The sequence below is a fragment of the Candidatus Jordarchaeum sp. genome, from assembly GCF_052745115.1.
The window spans coordinates 1-2,804 of sequence record NZ_JBRAKS010000443.1; the positions used below are offsets into that span (position 1 = coordinate 1).

Below are 2,804 nucleotides of genomic sequence, written 5' to 3' on the forward strand. Positions count from 1 at the left end.
AGGAACCGAACACCATCTGGAAGTGTCCTAGATGGGTAAGTTTCGGACAACGGCTTGCCCGACTTGGCACCATCGCCACGATATACAGCACTACTTGCTTTGGGGGGGACGCATCAGCTGGTTAGACTGGGAACAGAGGAGCAAAAAGAAAGGTGGCTTCCCAAAATCGCGAGGGGAGAGCAGATAAACGCACTCTGCCTCACAGAGCCTTTCGTGGGCTCCGATGCTGCAGGTGTCACTACCACAGCAACACGTGTTGACGGCGGATACTTAATCAATGGTAAAAAAAGGTTCATTAGCACCAGTGGAATCGCTGACGCCTACTTCGTCTATGTGAAGACCAGCGACGACCCCGGTGGCAGGGTGGCCTACAAGCATCTTACTGGACTCTATGTTCTAAAGGGACTGCCTGGCTTCACGGTTGAGAGGATAAATGCCCTAGGGGTTTTCGACGCCGTCCGAAATGGTGTACTAAACTTTAAAGATGTTTTCGTCCCTGATGAGAATGTGATTGGCGGAGAAGGTATGGGGTGGATGTGTATGATTAGCGGTCTTAACCTTGAGAGATGCCTTATAGCTGTTGGATTAGTTGGGGGAATGCGTGAAGCCCTAAGATATTCGTACTATATGAGTCAGAGAAGAGTCCAATTCGGCAAGCGCACCATAGAGTTTGAAAGCAATCAGTACCGAATAGCAGATATGATAATCGGATACAAGACTGCCCGACTATTAACCTACTATGCAACTTCTCTACTCGACCAAGGAATGGAGCCACTAATCGAGGCAAACAGCGCAAAAATCTACGCAATCGAAACCGCGACCAGAATAGCTGAGGACGCCCTGCAAGTTATGGGCGGCGACGGGTTCACAAAATATTACCCAGTGGAAGCTCTTCTACGAGATGCAAAACTGCTTGAAGTCGGCGGAGGAACAAACGACGTGCTCAGACGTCTAATCTCAAGTCAAGGATTCAGAATAATGAAGAACATGCTAAAGCCTCCAAGGCGGCGCGTTCACGAGAAACTTGGGATTCCAATACCCTATTTTAAGAATCCTCCGGAGCTTGAGGTACCAGCAAAGGCTGGGAATACGGATCCGGAAGCAATTGAAGAGAGCATCCTACTTGCACTCGCAGAAGATTACCGCGTGAATCCCGGATTGCATATGTCCCGAGAAGAACTTATGGAAGATACTGGACTGGACGATGAACGTTTAGACGAAGCCTTGCTCTCGCTGGAAGAAAGGAAGTTGGTCGATGTTTACCGGGATAAGCGGGGCATACTAAGACTGGTAAAGGCTACCTACGCTGGACTAGAAAAAGTTAGACCAATTGATTACTTCAGATGGTACCCTGAATGGCTCAAAAAAGATGAAATTTTCTGAATAACGTGGCCTTTAAAAAAAGGTGCAGGGACACAAACAATTGTCACCATATTAGAATACCCTTCACCTAGCCTCCCTTCCTTATATGGGGGTTGGGTTTATTTTTTCTTTAGCCTCCTTTTTTTTCTCCCCCTTCCTACTCCCTTCTATTGCTGTTTCTACGTTTCATTCTTCTATTTACCACTCAACTTGCTGAAAATTAAACTCATAATAAAGCTTAAGTATCAAAAGGATCAAATGGCTTCCAAAAATATCGTAATATTTACAAAATTTTTCAGTTTAATTAAAACAAGGGATGCTGAATAAAATGATTAAAACCAAGCTAATGGACATGCTCGGAATAAAATATCCCATAATCCAGGCTGGAATGGGGCCCTATTCAACCACCAAACTTGCGGCAGCAGTTGCTAATGCAGGAGGACTCGGAATTATAAGTGGCGTTGGTATGGGTGTTTGTAAGCTGTTGGGTGGACAAAAATTCATGGACTACGACCCGAAAAAAAGTCCGGGTCAAAATATGAGGGAGGCTATCCAATACGTTAAAGAAGCAACACAAAAATCTGGAGGCATATTTGGAATAAACGTCCCGGTGGCGGTGGAGTTTCGAGGGGTGAGTGAGGAACTAATCCAAGCAGCAATCGAGGAGAGAGAAAAGGATTCGGAACTGGTCAAAAGAATGAAGGTAATAATCACCTCCGCAGGAAACCCGGAACCTCACGTAGAAAGCATAAAGGAGTCTGGAGCACTCCACTTTCACGTCTGTCCCTCACCTTACCATGCAAAGAAAGCAGAGAAAGCAGGTGCAGATTTGGTAATTGCCAGCGGCCATGAGGGCGGAGGCCATGTGGCGCATGATCCAGTTCACAGCATGGTGCTTATACCCGAAGTGGTGAAAACAGTGAAGGTCCCGGTTGTGGCTGCGGGAGGTATCTGTGATGGGGCGGGGTTGGCTGCGGCTCTGGCTCTGGGGGCGGTTGGTGTACAGATGGGCACCCGGTTTATAGCGACGAAGGAGAGTGACTTCCTCGACTACTATAAGCAGTATACTATGAATATCCGGGATGTTAGAGATACTATTGTGGCTAGGGGTGTTTTTGGCAAAATTAGATATCTGAAAACTGATGCGACTGTGGAACTTTTTGAAATGGAGAAGAGGGGACACCCAGACGTTGAGGTTGCGAACTTCGAGTTGAAATCTATTCAAGCGATACATTTCGGTGATCCGAAAAAGGCTGCGTTTTTCGGCGGTGAAGTTGCAGGAAGATTTTCAGACTTGCCCACGGTTGAGGAGCTTATGGATAGAGTAGTTAATGAAGCAGAAGAAATTATTAGGGATAAATTACCAAAATTAGTGGTTTAAATATTCTTTTTTACCGTATACGGGAAATATATGCTTGTGTTTTGCTCAACAAGTTTCCCCG

General features: G+C 46.1%; 2 protein-coding genes. Both read left to right on the forward strand.

Features of this window, described 5'->3' with window-relative positions; translation table 11 throughout:
* Positions 1–54: 54 nt before the first annotated feature.
* Positions 55–1,383 carry an acyl-CoA dehydrogenase family protein gene (locus ACUVXA_RS19275; RefSeq protein ID WP_445872916.1) on the forward strand — a complete coding sequence of 443 codons (1,329 nt, stop codon included), beginning with the start codon at positions 55–57 and terminating at the stop codon, positions 1,381–1,383.
* Positions 1,384–1,690: 307 nt separating this feature from the next.
* Positions 1,691–2,743 (forward strand): NAD(P)H-dependent flavin oxidoreductase, encoded by a 1,053-nt coding sequence (locus ACUVXA_RS19280; protein WP_445872917.1) that lies wholly within the window; start codon positions 1,691–1,693, stop codon positions 2,741–2,743.
* Positions 2,744–2,804 lie beyond the last annotated feature (61 nt).